Genomic DNA, 19,050 nt, shown 5'->3' with positions numbered 1-19,050 from the left:
ATAATAGAAGAGTTTAATTCGATAACGCTTACATCGACATGAGAAAAGCAGCCTGCCTCCTTGGAGTTCCCACAGAGAAACGCAAAGTTGGCCGGCTGCTTTTTCAGAGGTAGTTTAAAAAAACAATTTTGATCACGAAGTATATCTGGATGTCAATTCGACGTCGAATCTTGCATTCAGCCGAAACTTCCGGTGCTCACGTAGTTCCACTACGCTCCGCTCCTCAGTTTCTAGCTTCATCCAACCTTCTCGGTGCTGAAAATCGATTTTTTAAACCTTATTATTATTAAAGACTTTGCATTTACTTCGCCTTGTCATACCACTCGTTGACTTCTTTGGTGATTTGCTCGCCGCCCGACTTGTGCCAGTTCTCCACCATCGTGTCGAAGGAATCCAGCGGCTGTTGGCCGTAGATGATTTTGCTGAATGTTTCGTTAAGCAGCTTGTTCAGCAGCTCGTTTTTGCTCTGCATCGTTTCGGTCAGCGGACCCATGTAATAGTTTTTCATGCGAATGTCCTTTTGGTCGACGACGACTTTCATCGCGTCCGTATTTTCTTTGGTACGCGTATTGAACTCTTGTTTCTCGTAAGGCGTCTCGGCCGCCGCGCCGCTTGCCAGCTTCACATGCGTGTCGGCGTACAGGCTCGGAATACGAGCGCCTTCGTAAGTCAGTGCGTAGAAAAGCGGCGGAGCAGCCTTATCCTTTAGTCCAGGGAATAGCTCCGGATACTTCGCGATGTCCGCAGTCAGCGTGCCGTCAGGCAGCAGCGCGTAATCGTAGCCTTCTTTGAAGCCGTTAGCGAATTCGCTGTCCGGCTGCGGGTTGGCCGTGTTCTCGAAGAACCAGTTGTAGTAATGAAGCACCGCTTCCGGATGTTTGGCGTCCTTGTTAATGAAGAGATAACCGTTGGACGGCGGGTTGCCGCCCGCGGAGCCGATCTTGCCGTCGTTGCCGCCAGGTACCGGATAAGCCTTGAACGTCGCGCCAGGCACGTTCGTTTTCAGATCCGGGAACGGCCATGCCGGCAGCCAGTTCGGTCCGAACATAATGCCCGCTTCGCCTTTCGTAAACAGCTCGGATCCCGCCGTTTCGTCATACAACGCCGCGTCCTGCGAAATATATCCTTTGTCCATCCATTCCTTCAGCTTGGCGAGCGCTGCCTTGGCAGCCGGGTTGACGGAGCCGTGCTCCAGCTTGCCCTCGGCGTTCAGGTTCCATTGGCCCGGCATGGTGCCAAAGGCGCCGAAAACGAAGCCGATGTCCGTCATCCAGTTGTTGAAGCCGTTCTTGAAGCCCGTGGCGAGACCGATCGTGTTTTTCTGACCGTCCTTGTCGGGATCGCCGTTCACGAACGCGTCCATAACCGTCTCCAGCTCGGCGATAGTTGTCGGCGCTTGCAAACCTACATTTTCGAGCCAGTCCTGACGGACCCACATGACATGGTCGCCGTTGTAGGCATAGTCGAGAATCGGCAACGCCATTTTGCTGCCATCGCGAGTGATAGGGAGCCAGATAGCAGGGTCAAGTTCGAGACCTGTTTTGTACGTTTCGTTCGCGTATTGGTCGACCAGATCGCCCACCGGCATAAACTGTCCGGAATCGATCAACATGTTGACCGTCTCCAGATCGCCGCGGTACGCCACGACATCCGGCATCTTCTCGCCGGAGGAGAGCATCAGACGCAGCTTCGTTTTGTAGGCGTCATTTGTATTCGTGACAACCCAGTTATATTTGATTTCGATGCCGAGACGTTCCTCGATCGTCTGCGTCAAAATATTATTTTCGATCGTCTCGCCTTCCTTGAAGATGGCGCCGTTCTCGTTCAAGCCCCATACCGTCGTCAACGTGATCGGAGTCGAATATTTGCCGTTTACGAAGCCGTTATCGCCGGCATCCGCCGCTTTGGTCGCTTCTCCGCCCGTGTTGTCCGGCTTGTTTGTTGCCGCACCGCCGTTGCTGCCGCCATTCTCATTGCTCGAGCAAGCCGCGATGGAAGCCGCGCAAGTCAATACCAGCAGCGTAGAAAGCCATTTTTTCTTCATTCTGCTACCCCCTATAAGTTAAATAATGTTATAGATAACGATATTTTCTAAATCGTTATAATGTAATCATAATGCCGCAGCCAAGGCCGTTAAAGACCACAATTTTGTCATTCATGCCCTTTTCTCGCCTATTCTTTGACCGCGCCCAGGATGATGCCTTTGACGAAATAACGCTGCAGGAACGGGTATACGAGCAGGATGGGAAGCGTGCCGATAAAGATCTGCGCCGACTTGACCGTCCGCTGCGAAATGTTCTTTAGTTCGTTGACATCGGGGTTGATTTTATTAAAGTCCTGCTGCACGATAATCGTCTGCAAGAAGGTAGACAATGGATACTTTCGATAATCGGAAATATACAATAATCCGTCGAACCAGGAGTTCCAATGCATGACCATCGTAAAGAGCGAGATCGTCGCGATCGCCGGCATCGAGATCGGCAGGTAAATGCTGAGCAACGTTCGAAAGTGTCCCGCGCCGTCGATCAGCGACGCCTCCTCCAGTTCCTTCGGCACCGCCCGGAAGAAGTTCATGAGCAGCACCATATTAAACACGTTGATTGCTAGCGGAAGCACGAGCGCCCAGATCGTATTCATGAGATCGAGATTGCGGATCAGCATGTAAGACGGCACGATTCCGCCGCTAAACAGCATCGTAAACAGGAAGAACCACACGTAATACGAACGGCTCTTAAAGCCCCTTCCGTCCTTGGACAAGGCGTAGGCGGCAAGCAGCATAAGCGACATGCCGATGAGCGTGCCCAGAACGGTACGTTCCAGCCCTTTTAACAGCGCGTGATGAAAGTTGTCGTTGTTCAACGTCTTCGTATACGCCTCGAGATTGAAGCCGATCGGCCATAATCCCACAAGATTGGAGTTCGCGGGAGCGCTTGCGCTGAAGCTGACGGCCAGAATATGCACAAGCGGCAATACGCAAGAGACGCAGATTAAAGCCAGCAAGAGATAGTTGAAAACTGAAAACGCTTTATATCCTTTCGATTTATGATACATGTTCTCTCACCCTCTTTGTCAAAAAATTCGATATCCCGCGTATTTGTAGGCCATTCGGTAAGAGAACACGATCAGGATCAGGCCAATCAACGACTTGAACAACCCGACCGCCGTGCCGAAGCTGTATTGCCCGTTCAGGATCGCCGTCCGGTAGACGAAGGTGTCGATGATATCGCCCTTGTCGTACACGAGCGAATTGTACAAGTTGAATATTTGGTCGAATCCGCCGTTCAGGATGTTGCCGAGCGATAACGTGCCTACGACGACCGCGATCGGAATCATCGCGGGAACCGTAATGTGAGTCGTCTGCTTCCAGCGGTTGGCGCCGTCCACCTCCGCGGCCTCGTAGAGTGATGGGTTCACCCCTGCCAACGCGGCGAGGAACACGATCGTGTTGAAGCCGAAATTTTGCCAAATGTCGCTGACAACGACGGTAAATCGGAACCAGTCCCCATTTCCCAGCCAAAAGACCGAATCCAGTCCGATCGCGTTCAGCGTGGAGTTCACGATCCCTTTGCTCCCTAGCATATCCGTCAAAATAGCGCCGAGAATAACCCACGAGATGAAGTGCGGCAGGTATACCAGCGTTTGCACGACCCGTTTGAAAAACATCTTCCGGACTTCGTTCAGCAAAATCGCGAACGCGAACGGAACGATGAGGCCGAATACGATCTTCAGACTGGAAATAATCAAAGTGTTCCAAATGACCTGCTTGCTGTCCGGATATTCGAACATGAAGCGAAAGTGCTCAAGGCCGATAAACTTCGAGCCTAACATCCCGTCGTACGGCTTGAAATCCTGAAATGCCATAATTAGGCCGCCCATCGGCACATATGCGAAGATCAAAGTAACGATTGCCGCCGGCAGCAGCATGAGATGCAAGGGCCAAGTGCGACTCAGCTTCTCTTGTGCGCGCTCATGCTGCGTGCTTCGTTTTCCCCGCCTTGTCTTTCCAAGCGGTTCGTTTATCGCACTACCCATTGAAATTGCCCCCTTCCAAAAATTTGGATTGAATTTTTTTGACTCTCCTGTATGATTTATTCTATCAGCGGACTCTCCTGTGCCGACATGCCGCAATCTTTAGAACCATGCCCTTTTCTTTAGCGGTTGTTAAAAAGTCCGCTTCCCATTACGAATAGAGGGGATACCGATGCGATTAAGAGAAAACACGTTCGCCAAAATCATCACTCTGATCGTTCTCTTATTGATACCGATCATATTGTTGTATACGCTTTCAACACAGACGAGCATGAACGTCATCCGGGACGAAATGCAGTCGCTCAAGCAGAAGGACATCACCTATTTGGCGAACGAAATCGACCGCAGCGTCACTACGCTGTCGTCGCTCGGCTTCCTGCTCAGCGAGGACATCCATATCCAGCAGTTGCAGACGATCCATCTACTGGAGAGCGCCTATGAGCGCAACAGCGAACGGCTCCGCATCATGGAACGGCTTCGCCTGCTCAACGTCTCCCAGCGCTGGGATACCCAGTACAGCATCCTGTCCCCGGAGAATGGTCAGTTCGTCTCCACCAACACATACCTCCAATACGATCTCGAATCCGTAAAGAAGCTGCTTGCGCCGACATGGCAATACGAAGAGATGATTACGCAGAATTTGAAACAAATGAGGTTCGTCCGGCACATCGTCAAGCCCGCAAGCAAAATCTCGAACGTCGATCAGGCCGGCATCATCGTGGAGATCTCCTTCCCCGACGAACATATTATCAAGGATCTCGACGCTTTCAAGCAGACGGGCAAAGGCGATCCGTTCCTTATGAGCAAGGACGGTGACAGCATTCTGAACCGCAGCTCCGATCCCGAAATCATCGCCAGCATCGGAGAACTTCTCCGCAAGGAGGAGCTATCTCTCGCCGCCGCCAGCAACGAGATCGTGAAGATGGGCGGAGGCGAATATCTCGTCACGATCGCGCCGATCCGGACGCTGAGCTGGTATCTCGTCGACTACATGCCGCTCAAGGATGTCATGCAGCCGATTGTAAAGACGCAAATTCTGTTCTACGGCTCCGTCATTCTGCTGCTGGCGATGAGCCTGCTTGCCGCCTACCTGCTGTATCGCAACGTTCAACGACCGATCGGCCTGCTCATTCGCAACGTCAAGCGGCTGCAGGACGGCAATTACGCAACCCGGATCAACGTAAATCCGAAAAACGAATTCGGTTATTTGTTCCAGCGCTTCAACGACATGGCGGCCGAGACGGAGAGGCTGATCGGCAAGGTGTACGTCGAGGAGCTCCGGCGCAGGGAAGCCAATGTAAAACAGCTGCAATCGCAGATCAATCCGCATTTTCTGTACAATTGCTTCGCGCTCATTCGCAGTCTAGCCCGTCTGGACAAGAAGGAATCCGTCATGAAGCTGTCCATGCATCTGTCCAAATATTATCGCTACACGACCCGTGTCGAGAAGCTGACGGCCACGCTGCGCGAGGAACTGCAGTTGCTGGAGAGCTACCTGGAAATCCAGCGTTTCCATATCCAGCACATGTCTTACTTCATCGACGTTCCGGAGACAATGTTGGAACTTGAAGTGCCTCGCCTGCTGCTGCAGCCCGTGGTCGAAAATGCGGTGCTGCACGGCATCGAGCGCTATGACGGGGACGGGCTGATCGCCATTTTCGGCAAGACGGAGGAAGGCTGGCACGAAATTTGCGTAGAGGACAACGGAATTGGCATGACCGATGAGGAGCTGCGAAGGCTGGAAGCCAAAATTCTCGAGACGCCCGACGACAGCACGGGCTGCGCGCTCTGGAATATCAGGCAGCGGCTGTTGTTCCAATTCGGAGACGGCGCGACGCTGACCTTCCGGCCGAGACCCGAAGGCGGAGTCGCCGTCTATCTGAGATGGCCCGTCCAATGACCTTTAGAACTCATCGAAGGAGCGATAAGCCATGTATCAATTACTTATAGTCGATGATCAGCCGGATCTGGTGGAAGACCTGGCGACGATGCTTCCCTGGGATCGCATAGGCATCGGGGCTGTCTTCCAGGCCGGCTCCGGGGCGGAAGCCCTCGGCATCATGAAGGAGACGCCGATCGATATCGTCATCTCGGACATTCGAATGCCGGGCATATCCGGTCTCGACCTGATCGAGACCATTCGGGCGCGGTGGAGCCACGTTCGCTGCATTCTGCTCTCCGGCTACAACGACTTCGAATACGCCCAGCGCGCCCTGAAGAGCCAGGCGAGCGATTACCTTCTGAAGCCCGTCGAGGACGAGGAGCTGTTGAGCGCGGCGCAAGCCGCCATCGCCTCCCTGCAGACCAGATGGATGGAGGTCAGCTCCCATCAAAGCGCGGTGGCGACGCTCAAGGACAATCTGCCCATCGTGCGAAGCCATCTCCTTGGCGCCTTGCTCAAGGGCCAACGTCATGCCGAGGCGGAATGGAAGAAGAAGCTGGCCATGCTGGAGCTGGGCCTCGCCCCGGAATCGTCCATGTGCATGATGCTGCTGCGAATGGAGGATTATTTTGTCGGCCAAAAGGAAAGCGACGGCTCCCTCTTCCAATACGCCATCGCAAACATGGCCGAGGAAATATTCGCGGACGGCTTCAAGCTCTGGCATATGAAGGACGATTACGGGTATTGCGTCTTCCTTATTCTTCCCAAAGTCGAAGGAGAAGGTCTGGATCTGCCCGCCATCGAGCAGAAAATGACTCATTTGCAGCATTGCGTGAAGCTTTATCTAAAGGGCACTGTATCGCTTGCCGCCAGCCGCGAAGCGAGGTTCCCACGGGATATAGCGGGCACCTACGAAAGCCTGCTGAGCAGCTTCCGCCAGCGGATCGGCGGCGAACGCGACTTCTTCTACACGCTCGGGGAGGATCAGGAATCCTCGGAGGCGAGCTCGTTGTCGCAGCTATATCAGCCTCCGCTTCTCCATCACCTGCTGGAAGCAGGCCAATGGAATGCCGCGGAGGAAAAGCTCGGAGCCATCTTCGCGGAGCTCGCGCAGAAGTGGGGAGAGAGCCACGAGCATATTCTGGAAACCTATTATTCCATCGTGAGCTCGCTCAGCTACAGCATTCACAAGAACAAGCTGTGGATGGCGGATATTATGGGACCCGACTTCAATCAGCTGCTCAGCGGCCCCCACTTCCATACGATTCATCAGCTCGAAGCATGGACGGCCGAGGTCGTTGGAGCCTACCGCCTCAATGTGTCGGGACGCGCCCAAGACTCCCGCTCCGGCGTCATTCAGAAGGTGCAGGAATATGCCTCCTCCCATCTGGACAGCGCCTCCTTGAGCACGATTGCCGAGCATGTGTACCTGAATCCGTCTTACTTGTCCAAGGTGTACAAGCTGGAGACCGGCGAAGGGATCAGCGACTACTTGTCCCGGTTGAAAATGGAAAAAGCCGCCCATATGCTGCGCAACTCGCAAGAAAAAATCTACGAGATCGCAGCCATGGTCGGCTATCAGAAAACTAGCTATTTCATTAAGGTGTTCAAGGAACGTTACGGCGTCACGCCTCAGGAATTCCGGGATTCCTAATCACAAGCATATCCCATACTTGGAGGGGCGGCAGCGCCATAACGGCAACGTTGCCTCTGTCCGTCTTCTCCAGCCTGTAGTCGATCGCGACCGGCCGTCCCCCGTTCGAATCCGGGCTTGCAAGCAGGACCGACGCAGGCGCATCCGCCACTTCGATCCGGACGATGCGCCCTGCGACTGGCATCGGTTGCTCCTTGGCTTCGTTCCAGAGATCGTCCGTTGCGGACGCAAGATTGACGAAATGAATCTGCTTCAATTGCTCATTTTCCCGGATAATGGTCCACGTTTTGCCCGCTTCCCCATACGTGCTGTAATGGAACCCTTCGAAAGCGTATTCCAGATTGTCGCCATCCGCATGCGTCATGGACACTTCACGCAGCCCGGGAGCGTTCAACAAATGGCCGTACCGCACGCCGAAATCGGCATACTCCCGCACCGTCCGCAGGAAACCGCCGCGAAGCTTCGAATGGTCGACGTAATAACCTTGCGTCAGCACGCCGCCGTTCTCCCCATGCAGCAAGTGGCTCGCTCCATGTGCGGTTACGACCGCATTCAGCAGCCGGAACCCGTGTTCGGCTCCGTCCTCGCCAAGCGGCCCCACTTCCCGGAACGGCTTCAAGTAGGCCGCGAGAATGATATTTTTGCCGCCGCTCAAGTGTTTCGCCCAAGCAATGATATCCCTAAGGTGATGGTAACGCTCATACGGCTTCCACACTTCCACGTAGATGGCATCCTGGCTCGCGCTTGCGACGGTATCCACCGGCCAATTGCCTACGTTGTTGAAGATCAGGCAGATGTCGTCCTTAAGCGGCGCCAGCGCCTCCCGCGTCGACTCGATCAAAGCCGGGAACTGCTCCGCAAGCCGCTCCAGCCGCGGCCGTCCGTCCAGCCTCGACCACCCCGTCTTCGGGAACCCGTACGTATCCATATGAATGCCGTCGAAGTCCAGCGCCTCCACCGCCTTGCGGTATTCGCCGACGATATGGCCATGCCACGGGCAATTCCGCGCGATATTCATAATGTTGAAGATGCCGATAAAATCGTACGGCTCTCCCGCTCCCGTGTATAACCGCCAGTCGGGATGCCGCTCGGCGAACGGCTTGCTGGCCGCATACACCGCTCCGTAGGCGATTGCTTTCATGCCATGTTCATGGCATAACGTTATTTTCTCCTCGACCACGCGCCGGCTTACGACTCTGCCCATCAGATCGGTATATGCCGCCTCCCCGCTCACAAGGTCGTCATGCCGATACATCCAGTCGTAAAATTGCACCAGATTGACATGCAGCTTCGACATCCACCGAATATCCCCGCCATCGCCGGCCTCCTCCGGACCGAAGTCGCTCAGGAAGCCGTAGCGTGCCGCCCGCCGCCAATCCGAGACGACGTCGAACGCCGTGGACATGCGGGAAACGGACGGACTGGCGTATGTCTCGCCCGCCGGGACTGCATCCGCGCCCGCTGGTCCGGCAGCTGCCTCCATCAACTCGGCGTCGGCCCCATAACCGGCAAAATCGGTAACGAACGGCCCGACGTCGAACTGTATCGTCGCCGTTCCGTTCGCCGAGACGTCCACTTGCCGCTCGGCCACTTGCACGACGGCGTCCAGCTCGCGGATTTCGCAGCGCAAGCTCCCCTTCGCCGCTGCGCCGGAGCGGTTCGCAAGCTCGACAGCAAGCGTGACCGTCTCCCCGCTGCGATATTGCGCCTTCAAGGGATAAATATCCGTTATCGCGATCCCGTTTTCATTTGCCTCCAACTATAACCTCATCCTTTCAGCGCGCCCGCCGTAATGCCCTTAATGAAATACCGCTGGAACGCCAGAAACGCCAGCACTGCCGGAGCCAGACCGATCAAGGCCGCGGCCGCCATCAGGTTCCACTTCGCCCCGTACGTCTGGAAGAACATCGACACCGCAAGCGGCACGGTGCGCATCTCCTGGCTTTGCAGGAAAAAGACCGCCTGTCCGTAGTTGTTCCAGATGCCAAGCCCGGTCAATATAATAACCGCCGAAGTGACGGGTCGGAGAAAATGGAACGTAACCCGCCAGAACGCGGTAAAGTACGTGCAGCCGTCCATGACGGCCGACTCCTCGACTTCCTTAGGAAGCGAGCGGATAAAACTTGTATACAGAAATACCGACAAGGGCAGCGCGTTCGCCGCCGTCAGCAAAATCATCGCCCAGTGGGTGTTGATGCCGCCGATGGATCGCATGAGCGTATACAGCGGCACCGTAATAATGATCGCAGGGATCATCAGGCAAGCGAGCAGCGTGTTGAAAATCGCCAAATTCCCCCTGCTGCGGAACCTGGCAATGGAATAACCGGCGGAACTGGCGACGAATACGATCAGCGCCACCGCCCCGAACGTAATGATCAAGGAATTGATCATGGACCGTCCCAGCTTCGATCCAGCCCACGCGTCGGCGAAGTTGCCGAGGTGAAAGTCCGGCACAAGGAGCAGGCCGCCGAAGACGGTCGCCGACGGCGTGTTCATGGACAGATAAAGCAAGACGTAGAAGGGAATCAGGGCGATCAGCACCATGATCCCCGCAATCGTATATTTGGCCGCGGCCGATAACTTTCGATTCATTGTCATGGCGGGTACCCTCTCAAAGCTCGTATTCGGACTTTCTCGTAAATCGAAGGAACAACGCGACGGGGATCAAAATAATGACGAACAGAATCAACGCGACTGCCGTGGAATAACCCGTAAAGCTGCCGTACAGCATGCGCAAAATGTAAATGCTGAGCGACTCCGTCGCGTAGCCCGGCCCCCCGTCCGTCAACGCCACGATAATCTCGAACACCGACAGCGAGCCGATGATGTTCGTTACGACGTTGATCTTGATCGACGGGTACAGCAGCGGCAGCGTCAGATAACGAAACGCCGCCCATCTCCCCGCCCCGTCCATCCGCGCAGCTTCGTACATATCCGCCGGAATCCCTTGCAAGCCGGCCAGGTAGACGATCATCGTCATCCCGACGTATTGCCAGACGTTGACGACGATGAGCACGATCAGCGCCGAGGAGCTTTCGCCCAGCCAATTCACGTCAAGGGAGCCAAGTCCGATTCCTTGCAGCACGTGAGCGAGATACCCCCGCTCCGGCTGCAGGATGAAATACCAGATGTAGCCCATAATGAGCGGGCTGATAACGGCGGGCAGGTAGACCGCCGCGCGGACGATCCCCCTGCCTGCCAGCTTCCTGTCCAGGAACAGCGCGTACAGCAAGCCGAACAGATTGAGCAGCGGCGCGCTGCCTAGCGCGAACCAGACCGTAATCATGACGTCGTTCCGGGCCCGGTCGTCCCGGAAGAAGTCGAAGAAGTTTTGCAATCCGACGAAGTTCGGTTCCGTCATGCCGTTGGAATCCGTCAGGCTGATCCCGATCCCCTGCATAAGCGGATAGAGGAAAAACAAACCGAACAGCAGGATCGCCGGAACCGCCATAAAGTGATGCAGGTTTCCGTTTATTTTTCGGAACATGATGCGCATGGTTTCTCTCTCCCGCCGTTCGGACTTTATTTATTCGTTGCGTTCCACGCTTTGTCCCAAGCTTCTTTGTAAGCGGAAGCGAAGTCGACGGATGTTTTGTATTTGCTAGCCAGCAGCTCCTGCACCATGCGCCCCGCATCGTCGCCGGAGAAACCAGACGGCGTGTCGGTAAACGCGATGTTGACGCCGGCTTGCAGCGCGGCTGCCGCCAGGTCCTTGAGCGGTCCCCAATCCGCGCTGACGTCCGTGAACGCAGGAGGCGATTTCAGAAATTCGCTGTAAGCTTTCAGATTGTCCGGCTGGAACAGAAACTCCAGAAACTTCTTCGCTTCTTCCGGATGTTTCGACTCCGCCGCGATCGCGTAGACGGAATCCTCCGCCGACAGCGTCACCGGCTGCGTGCCGTCGGCGATAGCCGGGAACGGCGAGAAGCCGATATCGCCCGCGATGTCCGGGTTCAGCGCCAGCAGATCGCCGAGCACCCACATACCTTGGCTAAACAGCGCGGACTTGCCGGTGACGAACGCTTCCTTCTGGTTGTCGTAGGTCGCCGTGAGGGCGTCGCCGTTAATAAGACCCGATTCCTTCAGCTCCATCAGCCTGCCGGCGAACGCCTCGATGCCTCCGCCCTGCGCGTCGAATTGCAATTTATCCGCTTCGTTGTTGATAAATGCCGCGCGGGCGTCCGCCACGCCGTACTTCTGCTTGATGACGCCATGCGCCATAAATTCGATCAGATGGCCGAGCGTCCACGAATCTTTGCCGGCCAGGAACATCGGCGTCATGTCGGGTTTCTTGTCCTTGATCGTCTGCAGATTGCTTTTGAACTCCGCCCACGTATGGGCTTCCTTCAGGCCCAGCTCCTCGAACACCTTCTTGTTGTAGAAGATGCCGGCCATCGTCACGTTCGTCGCGACGCGATACTGTTTGCCCGACTTGATGTCGGTGTTCAGCTCCTTGATCGCCGGCAGGACGCGGGACCAGAACGGCTCGTTCGAGAGATCGAGATATTTGCCCTGATCGACATAATCCTGCGCGTAGACGGTCGTAATGTCCGGAATGTCGCCGGAGGCGAACTTGACTTTAATGACATTGCTCGCATCCTTCTGATATTCCTGCTCGACCTTGATGTTCGGATTGTCGGCTTCGAACTTCGCGATCAGCTCATTGATGAGATCCACCGTCTCCACCTTGCCCGTAAAAAATTTCAGCGTAACCTTCTCTTGCGGCTTCTCTGTCGCCGAGGCGCTTGGCGAAGGTTGCGCCGTAGAGGCGCTTCCCTGGTTGCCGCCGTTGCCGGAACTGCAAGCCGCGGCAAGGGTCAAGATCAGGATGACGCTAATGAACCAACTCGTTTTTTTACGTAAAATCACTGTGTTTCCTCCCCCGAGGATCGATTTTTGTGCTGCACGTTAAGCTTAAACGGTGCGAGGGGCTTGTTGGAATACCTGAAAAATAAGATTGCGGTACGGTTTTTTCAGATCGTCTTCCAAGGCGCCGCGATCGTCTATACAATGGAGAAAAAGAGGAGGAGCGCCATGAAATCGATTGTCCCGATCCGAAGTTATCGCGAATGGAGCATTAAGACGAAGCTGCTCGCCATGACCGGCCTGCTGCTCCTCAGCTCCGTTTTTTTTGAATCCTATCTGTCTTATACACGTTATACGCGCGACTTTCAACGGCAATCCTCCGAGAAGGTTCAGCAAATTTTGGACCAGGTGACGCTTAATATCGATACGTATCTCGACGACTTGTACCGGCTGACGCTGTATCCTTACCGGAACGAAGGCATTATGGAAGCTCTTGAGGCGCCGCCCGGCGGCACCGAGCTGGAGCAGCTCGAGAAGCGGCGGCTGATCGAAAATTATCTGGACGAAATCATGATTTTCCCCCGCGGGGACATCGTGCGCGTCTCTATCGTGACAGACGAAATCTACTCCAGCGCCCGCTTGCCGACCAAGCTCGTGCCGGACGAGAAAATGAAGGAATACGATTGGTACAAACAAGCGCTCTCCAGCCGGGAATACATCTTTGTGCCGGACAGCGGCAGCGCCGCGGGCGAGAGCGGCGGCAAGGTGCGCACCTTCTCCGTCGTCAAGCAGCTTCGCAGCATCAGCAATACGCAGGTTATTCTGGGCGTTATTAAAGCGGACGCCGATTATAGCGGCATTATCGATATTTTGGAGAAGGCGGGGATGGGGGCCGGAGGCGGACTTTATATTCTGGATGCCGACAACGAATTTATTTATTCGTCCGCCGACGAACACCAGGATACGGCATTGTCCGAGCTGGCTTCGCCGGCCTCCATCTCGGGCGGCTATCTGCTGAACAAAGCTGCCGTGCCTCGCATCGGCTGGACGATCGTCGCCGTCAGCTCCGTCTCGGAAATGAACCGCGAAGCGATCGCAACCCGCAACCGGGCGCTGCTGTTCTCCGTCGGCGCCGCGCTGATCGCCATGGCTGCGCTGATCGTCTTGACCCGGCATTTCCTGAAGCCTCTGCTGTCGATCGTCAAGCTGATGAAGGAGGTGGAGCTGGGAAGAACCGACGTCACCTTCCAGAGCGACCGGCGGGACGAGATGGGTTATCTCGCGGCGGCGTTCAATCGGTTAGTCGGACGGATCGGCATAATGCTGCGGGAGAATACGGAGCTGGTGAAGGAAGTGTACGAATCGAAGCTGCTGCAGCAGGAAGCGCAAATTAACGCGCTGTTCAACCAGATCCGGCCGCATTTTATATTCAATACGTTGAACCTGATCAGCCTGTCCATGCAATCCGGCAAACAGGAGAAGGCGATCGAACATATTAATGCGCTGAGCAGCATTTTGCGCGGGATGTCGTTATGGGACAAGGAGATGCCGCTGCGCAAGGAGGTCGAGCTGCTGCATGCTTATCTCGGCATTCAGAGCAGCAGGTACGAGGGGCGGCTGATCTACACGATCGATATCGATCCCGCCCTGTTCGACCATCCCGTCCCTGCGCTCCTGCTGCAGCCGATCGTCGAGAACGCGGTCGTCCACGCCTGCGAGCGGCGGAAGGAACCGACGACGATCGCGGTGTCGTCGGCGATGGAGCCGGGCAGACTGCTGCTCGAGGTGCGCGACGACGGGCCCGGCATGGACGCGGAGATGATTGCGTTGCTGAGACGGAAGATCGAGCGGACGGAGGATGCAGCGGATGCGGCGGACGACGATTGCCCCCGTACCGGCATCGGGCTCGTGAATGTGAACAAACGGATAAAGGTCAAATACGGCGGCGGGTTCGGATTGTCCGTCGAGAGCACGCCGGGACTGGGCACAACCGTAACACTGGCGATTCCTTACCCGGATACGAAAGAGAGCTGAGCCGACATGTACAAATTGCTGATCGTCGATGACGAGCCGATGACGAGGGAGTATATAAAAAATAAGATAAGCGGGCTGCATCAAGCATGGGTCTGCGCCGGCGAAGCGAGCGACGGGCAGGAGGCGCTGGACTTGATAGAGCGCGGGGAAACGTTCGACCTCATTGTCACCGATATCAAAATGCCGGTCATGAGCGGCATCGAGCTGGCCAAGGAGCTGTCGGGCAGACCTGTGAAGCCGCGAATGGTTATTTTGTCCGGCTACGACGAGTTCGCGCTTGCCAAGGAAGCGATGCGTTACGGGGTGAACGAATATATGCTGAAGCCGCTTGTGAACGAAGAGCTGATCGCCGTGCTCGACCGGATGGCGGCCGAGCTGGATGCGGAACGAGCGGAGCTGGCCGCCTCCCGCGCCTTGTCCGAACAATCCCGGGAGCAAGTCGCCCGCAACTTCCTGCATGCCGTCGTGACGGACAATCACATGGAGCTCAAAGTGCTACACCCCCTCCTGTACCGGCTCAAGATCAATCTGCTGGAAGCGGAAGGCGCCATCCTCCTGGTCGATCTGGACGAAGGCCAGCTGCTGGAGCGCGGCATTACGCCGAGCGACCAGGCCTTGTTCCGTTACATCGTCCACCAGACTGCGGCAGAGCTGACCGAAGACGATGCCGGCATCGTCCTCTTTGCGGATCATCAACAACGAACCGCCCTGCTTGTACCGGGCGACAACGGCGACGATGTCGCCCGGCGCTGCGCCGATCTGTACGCCCTGCTCGCACAGGCCGTCTTAAGCATGACCGGCCTTGGGCTGTGGGGCGCGGCCGGCTCGGCGGAGCTGGACGCGCTCCAGCTTGGCGCCTCGTATCGCTCGGCCGGAGCCGCCATGAAAGGTCGACATTTCGCGGATGAGCACCGGCTTCTCGCGCAGGCCGACGGCCGCGGCGAACATGAGCAGCACGAGACCGTCACCAAAATGAAGGAGTATATTCAGGCGCATTATGCCGAGCCGATCAGTCTTGCGCTAATCGCGGACAAGATGGGCATGTCGCCGGGCTACCTCAGCAGCCTCTTCCATCAGAACACGGGGGAATCGTATATCAAATATTTGACTCGCGTCCGCATGGAACGCGCCGCACAGCTGCTCAGGGCCAAACCGCCGGAGAAGGTGTACGACGTCGCCGAAAAGGTCGGCTACCTCAGCGTCAAACATTTTTCTTACGTGTTCAAGCAACACTACGGCACGCCGCCGGGGGAATTCCAAATGCTTGAATAATGCGCTCAAAAACACAAAACGTCCAGTAACCTTAGTGTCTATCGGACATACACGACCTTATTCGCATCATCATCGCGCATATCGCTAACGGACCTCAGGAGGCCGTCGATTCATGGTGTGCAAAACTGGAAATGAAGCTGCAATCCATCATCGCCAACGTGTTAACGGAAGTGAGGGCCCTTATATGGATCGTTTGGCGCGATTTTAAAATCCAACGGAACTCTGCGACGTTATTCGTGAGAAATCCAGGCAAACCGTGGACTTTTGCCCCTCATAAAGGCTGTCAGTTCCATTAGATTTGCGAAGTGCCGCTTTTTGCCGAAATAACGCCTCTCATTTCCGTTACAGTTACTCCCGTTCATTTTTACTGGACACTTGCCCGCAATTTCGCATTTGCACAATGAATAGACGGCCTCCAATGAATCGACAGCCTTCTGGTGTCCGTTAGATTTTTTAATCTTTTGTTCACAAGTCTGGGAGTTGCATCATTTCCTATAAAACAAATAAAGCGAGCCCGCCTGCATGGCTGGACTCGCTTCTCTTATTCCGGCAAGGATTCAATACTGGCGTCTTCCGCTCTCAGTACGTTGTCATACGCGACAGCCAACCGTTAAGATTTCGAAAGGCCGCACGTTAAGCACTACGTTGTAGCCTTGTTCGCCGGGAACCGCAACCTCATCCGAATGCCGTTCCAGAATATCGCTAACATAGGTTTGCGCGGCTCCCTCGGGCAGCCGCAACCGCAATGCTTCGGGCTCCCCGCCCATGTTAAACCAGCGAAGCATGAGATCGCCGGATTCCTCGGCGATCTTCATCGACGAGAACGCAAGCGCCTCGCCCGTCCATGTCAGCGGGGACGCCGCCGGCTCCAGCTTGCCGCCATGAACGCCGGTCTGCGCGCTTTGCCACTCCGTCTGAGCCTGGTACGCTTTCGCGTAAGCCTGGAAGCGGCCGCTCTCTCCGTCATGAGGAAACAGCGACATGGCGAAGGAATGCTCGCCGAGACATTGAGCTTCCGGCGTCGGGAAGACGCCCCAATCGCCAAGCTCGCCGACGGCGCGCAGCAGCGTGACCGCGATCGTGTTGCGGCCGTCGCGCAGCAGCTCGTATTCGCTTAAGCCCAGATTGGACACGACAAGTCCTTCAGCTTCACCGCTCACGTCCACGAATGCCTGCTGATGCTGGCAGTTGCTCGGGTTCCGCCACTCGGCGGCCGGCTCGTTGTCCCGCTTCGCGGCTTCGAACACGGAATCCGCGTAGTGATGGGATGCCTGGATATCCGTCGGGAACAACGCGCGAACGCGGTGATCCTTGGCCTCGTTGTTGAAGCTCACCTGGATGCCGACTTCTCGGCTGTCCCGCTCCAGCGTCACGAGAGCGCGGATGACCAGCTTGACCGTACGCTCCTTCGTTCTTCCCCCAAGGCGATCGGGGAAATACACGGCTTCCCGCTTCTCCTTCTCGAACAAGTCGTCGCCGCAAGCCGGAATGTCCAGCTCGTGCACGATCGACAAGGACGCGCGGAATGTGTTGTTCTCCGCGACGGAGATGACGGCGGGCTTGCCTTTCGTCAGAATTGCAGACTCGCCTGCCGGCTGCCTGAACATATATTCGTTGCCGATGTCGCCTGCATCCTCGAACACGAGCAGGTCGCGGTACGTTCTGCCGCTTGCGGCGTCATAGAGCGTCATGCTGCCGTCTTCGGCAAGCTCGACGCGCAGCAAGCCGTTATCGAGGGCTCGCTCCCCTTGCAGAATGGAGAAGTCCGGCTTGGACTCGCCGGCCTCGGACACAGTCTCCCGTACCCAGGCGTAAGAACGCCAGCCAAGCGCGGGAACGCCAGAAGCCCGAAACGTCAGCTTCACTCTACGGGACATGTACGGCTGGCGGAACTTGTCGTCCGGCAGATCGTAGCCGAACTGCAGACCCAGATCCTCCAGCTCGCAAGCCACCGGCTGGCCAAGCTCGTTAACGAGCGTGCGGCTCTCCAGGCTGATCGCCTCCATGCGCCGGTTCATCTCCGGAAGCGGCACGCCGTCGCGGAAGTACAAGCGGGTGACGTCAAGCTCCACGGTCGCGACGCCGGAGCGTTCCCAGCCGCTCGTGTTGAAGACCGCGAACGGCAGAGCATCGTCGCCGAATTCCGCGAACCGGCTCGTGTCGATCCCGCTCACGATGGTTGCCAAGCTGTCTTGGACGATGGATTCCGCCATGTGGCGGCTCTTGTCGAAGCGGGTCACCATCTCGCGGTGCACCTCGTCGACGCTGCAGCCGCAGATGCTGTCATGCGGATGGTTCTGCATGAGCGTCTTCCAGGCGTACACGAACAGATGATGCGGATACGGCGTGCCAAGCAGATGCGCCATGGCCGCGAGCGGTTCCGCCGTCCGTTCCAGGATCGCTTGCCCGCGCTGATTCATCTGCTTCAGATAGACGCGAGCGGAAGCCGTGTTCACGAGGGTCGACCAGCCGTCCGTGCGCTGGCTGCGAAGCTCGCCGCGAACGACCGACAGGTCGCCCGAAAGCGACGAACGGACCGCGGCCAGGTATTCCTCGAAGCTCGAATGCACGAAGTCGATATCCGGATACAGCTCCTTGGCTTTCCGGATCGCGGAAGGCAGATCCGTCTGGATGGGCTGATGGTCGCAGCCGTTCATGTAGAGCAGCTCGCCCGTGGAGGCGTAGCGCCTCGCGTCGTCCAGCTTGCGCGTCCAGTAATCGCGAGCTTCCTCCTCGTCCACGGGCACCTCGTTGCCGTTGCTGTACCAATTCGCGAACAGAATGCCCAGCACGCGGGAACCGTCCGGACCTTCCCAGATCAGCTCCGAGAACGACGATTCGTATTCGGAATCCGCCACTTGATTGTTGAAGCCCGTCGGCTTGACGCCGCGTCCGAACAGGGCGTTGTCGATGCCGGACTGCTTCATGAGCTGAGGCGCTTGCCCCACGATGCCGAACGTATCGGGGAAGTACCCCACCTTGGCGATCGTGCCGTAAGGTTTCGCGTCCCGATGTCCGATCTGCATGTTGCGCACGTTGGCTTCGGAGCTGGTCAGGAACGCGTCCTGCAAAATGTACCACGGTCCGATGCCGATGCGGCCCGCGGCGATCAGAGCTTCCAGTTCCCCTCTCCGCTCCGGCCTTACTTGCAGGTAGTCTTCCATGATGATCGTCTGACCGTCCAGGAAAAAGCTCTTGTATGCCGGATCGGCAGCCATCGTATCCAACAGGGTATCCATCAATGCAATTAACCGGGCATGATGTTTCTCGTAGGGCAGATACCATTCCCGATCCCAATGGGTATGCGAGATGATGTGCGCCGTCGTGCGGTTGGTCATGTTGTTCCGCCCTCCTTCTCCATTCATCGTTCCAT

12 protein-coding genes are annotated in these 19,050 nt (G+C 56.5%); 4 read left to right on the top strand and 8 right to left on the bottom strand.

The window, feature by feature from the left end; genetic code table 11:
* Positions 1-301: 301 nt before the first annotated feature.
* The 3 genes from KJW29_RS03365 to KJW29_RS03355 form a co-directional block, all read right to left on the bottom strand.
* The gene (locus KJW29_RS03365) at positions 302-2,044 is read right to left on the bottom strand and encodes an extracellular solute-binding protein (RefSeq protein ID WP_214628759.1); all 1,743 of its coding nucleotides are present in this window, start codon (positions 2,042-2,044) and stop codon (positions 302-304) included.
* A 128-nt stretch (positions 2,045-2,172) separates the two neighbouring features.
* Positions 2,173-3,051 (bottom strand): carbohydrate ABC transporter permease, encoded by an 879-nt coding sequence (locus tag KJW29_RS03360; RefSeq protein ID WP_214628758.1) that lies wholly within the window; start codon positions 3,049-3,051, stop codon positions 2,173-2,175.
* Between the two features lie 18 nt (positions 3,052-3,069).
* Positions 3,070-3,924 (bottom strand): ABC transporter permease, encoded by an 855-nt coding sequence (locus KJW29_RS03355; RefSeq protein WP_246608795.1) that lies wholly within the window; start codon positions 3,922-3,924, stop codon positions 3,070-3,072.
* A gap of 277 nt (positions 3,925-4,201) precedes the next feature.
* On the opposite strand from KJW29_RS03355, the gene KJW29_RS03350 reads away from it, so the two are divergent.
* Together KJW29_RS03350 and KJW29_RS03345 are read left to right on the top strand one after the other, a co-directional pair.
* Entirely contained in the window at positions 4,202-5,929 is a 1,728-nt protein-coding gene (locus tag KJW29_RS03350) for a sensor histidine kinase (RefSeq protein WP_214628756.1), read from the top strand.
* Positions 5,930-5,960: 31 nt separating this feature from the next.
* On the top strand, positions 5,961-7,565 hold the full coding sequence (locus KJW29_RS03345) for a response regulator (protein ID WP_214628755.1): 1,605 nt from the start codon (positions 5,961-5,963) through the stop codon (positions 7,563-7,565).
* Here the strand turns inward: KJW29_RS03345 and KJW29_RS03340 are convergent.
* From KJW29_RS03340 to KJW29_RS03325, 4 genes are read right to left on the bottom strand one after another with little or no spacing between them, the layout of a single operon-like run.
* Positions 7,537-9,324 carry a glycoside hydrolase family 66 protein gene (locus KJW29_RS03340; protein WP_214628754.1) on the bottom strand — a complete coding sequence of 596 codons (1,788 nt, stop codon included), beginning with the start codon at positions 9,322-9,324 and terminating at the stop codon, positions 7,537-7,539. The two genes, KJW29_RS03345 and KJW29_RS03340, sit on opposite strands and share 29 nt — an antisense overlap.
* 8 nt (positions 9,325-9,332) lie before the next feature.
* Positions 9,333-10,163, bottom strand: coding sequence for a carbohydrate ABC transporter permease (locus tag KJW29_RS03335; protein ID WP_214628753.1), 831 nt, complete (start codon positions 10,161-10,163; stop codon positions 9,333-9,335).
* Positions 10,164-10,176: 13 nt separating this feature from the next.
* Entirely contained in the window at positions 10,177-11,061 is an 885-nt protein-coding gene (locus KJW29_RS03330) for a carbohydrate ABC transporter permease (RefSeq protein ID WP_214628752.1), read from the bottom strand.
* Positions 11,062-11,087: 26 nt separating this feature from the next.
* Positions 11,088-12,434: an ABC transporter substrate-binding protein gene (locus KJW29_RS03325; RefSeq protein ID WP_214628751.1), complete on the bottom strand. Its 1,347-nt coding sequence runs from the start codon at positions 12,432-12,434 to the stop codon at positions 11,088-11,090.
* Positions 12,435-12,599: 165 nt separating this feature from the next.
* Here KJW29_RS03325 and KJW29_RS03320 point away from each other — a divergent pair, with 165 nt between their 5' ends.
* Positions 12,600-14,405 (top strand): cache domain-containing sensor histidine kinase, encoded by a 1,806-nt coding sequence (locus tag KJW29_RS03320; RefSeq protein WP_214628750.1) that lies wholly within the window; start codon positions 12,600-12,602, stop codon positions 14,403-14,405.
* 6 nt (positions 14,406-14,411) lie between these two features.
* Complete coding sequence (locus tag KJW29_RS03315) at positions 14,412-15,677, top strand: response regulator (RefSeq protein ID WP_214628749.1); 1,266 nt, start codon at positions 14,412-14,414, stop codon at positions 15,675-15,677.
* Between the two features lie 590 nt (positions 15,678-16,267).
* Here the strand turns inward: KJW29_RS03315 and KJW29_RS03310 are convergent.
* Positions 16,268-19,015, bottom strand: a complete 2,748-nt coding sequence (locus tag KJW29_RS03310; RefSeq protein ID WP_214628748.1) for an alpha-mannosidase — start codon at positions 19,013-19,015, stop codon at positions 16,268-16,270.
* Positions 19,016-19,050: the final 35 nt, after the last annotated feature.

The organism is Paenibacillus agaridevorans, from assembly GCF_018604145.1.
GTDB lineage: Bacteria > Bacillota > Bacilli > Paenibacillales > Paenibacillaceae > Pristimantibacillus > Pristimantibacillus agaridevorans.
This window is presented reverse-complemented; position numbering and strand designations above follow the sequence as displayed.